Here is a 2,155-nt window from a genome sequence, read left to right as displayed (position 1 = left end):
CAGTCCCTTCCGGGATATCGGGCGAATCGACGTCGATGGGAACGCCGGGGGTGTGCTTGCTGGTGCGGATCGACAGCGCCGACTTCACATGGGCGACGTTGGGGGCCGCCGTCAGCTTGGTCGTCAGGAAGCGCTGGTAGTCGTCCCAGTCCTCCGCCACGATCTTCAGCACGAAGTCATATTCGCCGGCCAGCATGTTGCACTCACGAACCAGCGGCCAGCTGTTGACGAGCTCCTCGAATTTCTTTAGGTCCGCTTCGGCCTGGCTGCTGAGGCCGACCTGGGCGAACACCGTGACGCCGAACCCCAGTGCATCGGGGTTGACGTCGGCGTGGTAGCCACGGATGAATCCCGCCTCCTCCAGCGCGCGGACGCGGCGCAGGCAGGGCGGAGCGGAGATGCCGGCACGTCGGGCAAGCTCCACGTTGGTCATCCGGCCGTCGTTCTGCAGATCGCGCAGAATCCGACGGTCAATTCGGTCGAGTTTGACCCGCCGCATGGTTTACTCGGTCGCTCCGGGGATGATTTGGAGAAAGGATATTACACGGGCATGGTGTCTACGCCAAGACCGAAACCCCCGCAAGGGCGAGCAACCCGGATAACGGTCTTTTCGCCGCAGTCCCCTTCGCAGCCTCAACAATCCGAGTTCTCATGCAACCTCTAACCAGCTCGCCCCTGACCTGCTGGGTCGTGTCGGACGGCAAGGCCGGCATGGAAAACCAATGCATCGGTCTGGCGGAGTCGCTTGGCCTGACGCCGGTCGTCAAGCGCGTGCGCCTGCGCACGCCCTGGCGCCAGCTGACCCCTTACTGGCGCATCGGCAACCGCTTTGCCGCCGGCCCCCAGGGCGATCCGGTGGAGCCGCCCTGGCCCGACCTGCTGATCGGCACCGGGCGGCAGTCCATCGCCGTCTCGCTGGCGGTGCGCCAGCAGTCGGGTGGCCGCACCTTCACCGTCCAGATCCAGGATCCGGTGATGAACCCGCGCAACTTCGACCTGATCGTCGTGCCGCGCCACGACAAGCTGCGCGGCGACAATGTGCTGGTGACCCGCGGCGCCCTGCACCGGGTGACGCCCGCCATCCTGGCTGGCGCGGCGGAGCGGTTCGCTCCCCGCCTGGCCCATCTGCCGCACCCGCGAATCGCCGTGCTGATCGGCGGTGACAACGGCGTCTACCGCCTGACGCCGACCATCATGGGCGACGTGGCCGAACGGCTGGCCAACCTGACGCGGACCCACGGTGCCGGGCTGATGGTCACCCCGTCGCGCCGCACCGGTGCCGACAACGAAGCGATCCTGCGCGCCCGCCTGTCCGGCCTGCCGGCGGAGGTGTGGGACGGCACCGGCGAGAATCCCTATTTCGCCTATCTCGGTTTGGCGGATGCGGTGGTGGTGACCTGCGACAGCGTGTCGATGACGTCGGAGGCCTGCTCGACCGGCAAGCCTGTCTATGTGATCGAGCTGGACGGTGGGTCGCCCAAGTTCCGCGCCTTCCATGACGGGCTGTACCAGGACGGCATCACCCGGCCTTTCGACGGCTCCCTGGACCACTGGGACTATGTGCCCCTGAACGAGACGGAGGTGGTGGCCGAAGAGGTGCGCCGCCGCCTGTCCGCCCACCGCAAGCGTTTCGGGCTGTCCTGACAAGCAGGCGGGGTGCGGCGCGACCAATGCGCACACCCCGCTGGTATGACCGGTTTGGGGGCGGAGTTCCACGGCGCTCCGTGTCATAAGCGCTGGCAAACCGGCCGTTCGAAATCACGGTCCGGGGCCGTCCTTCCATCCGGAACTTCCGCCGCCATGCCTGCCGCCATGCCCACCCCAGACGCCGTTTCCGCCTCCTTCCTGCGTTGCCTGGAGAACAGCCGGCTGTTCGACCGGCCCTACACTCACTGGCTGCTGTCGGCGGCGCTGCCGGAGGAGACCGCCGACGCCATCGCCGATTTGCCCTGGGGTCCGCCCCCGGTGTCCGACACCTATGGCAAGCGCGAGACCAACAATGCGTCGCGCACCTATTTCGGCGAGGAGAACCGCGCCAGATATCCGGTGTGCGAGACGGTGGCCCAGGCCTTCCAGAGCCGCCCGGTGGTGGACGCCATCCAGAAGACCTGCAACGTCGACCTGACCGGCACCAGCCTGCGCATCGAATATTGCC

2 protein-coding genes and 1 pseudogene are annotated in these 2,155 nt (G+C 67.1%); 2 read left to right on the top strand and 1 reads right to left on the bottom strand.

The genetic code is table 11. The features are described 5' to 3' along the window. On the bottom strand, positions 1-499 hold a 499-nt coding region (locus I71_RS17175), incomplete at its 3' end, for an Lrp/AsnC family transcriptional regulator (RefSeq protein ID WP_042696059.1). 152 nt (positions 500-651) lie between these two features. Here I71_RS17175 and I71_RS17170 point away from each other — a divergent pair. Then, a complete protein-coding gene (locus I71_RS17170; protein WP_042696058.1) occupies positions 652-1,644 on the top strand; it encodes a mitochondrial fission ELM1 family protein in 993 nt (330 codons plus the stop codon). A gap of 156 nt (positions 1,645-1,800) precedes the next feature. Then, a pseudogene (locus I71_RS17165) lies at positions 1,801-2,155 on the top strand (2OG-Fe(II) oxygenase); the annotation flags it as partial.

Source organism: Azospirillum sp. B506 (genome assembly GCF_000333595.1).
Taxonomy (GTDB): Bacteria; Pseudomonadota; Alphaproteobacteria; order Azospirillales; family Azospirillaceae; genus Azospirillum.
The sequence above is the reverse complement of the archived record's forward strand: the minus strand, read 5'-3'. Positions and strand labels throughout refer to the sequence as shown.

Excerpts from the sequence above, each read along its gene's own strand:
- I71_RS17170 (WP_042696058.1), top strand. The coding sequence starts at position 652 with ATGCAACCTCTAACCAGCTCGCCCCTGACCTGCTGGGTCGTGTCGGAC.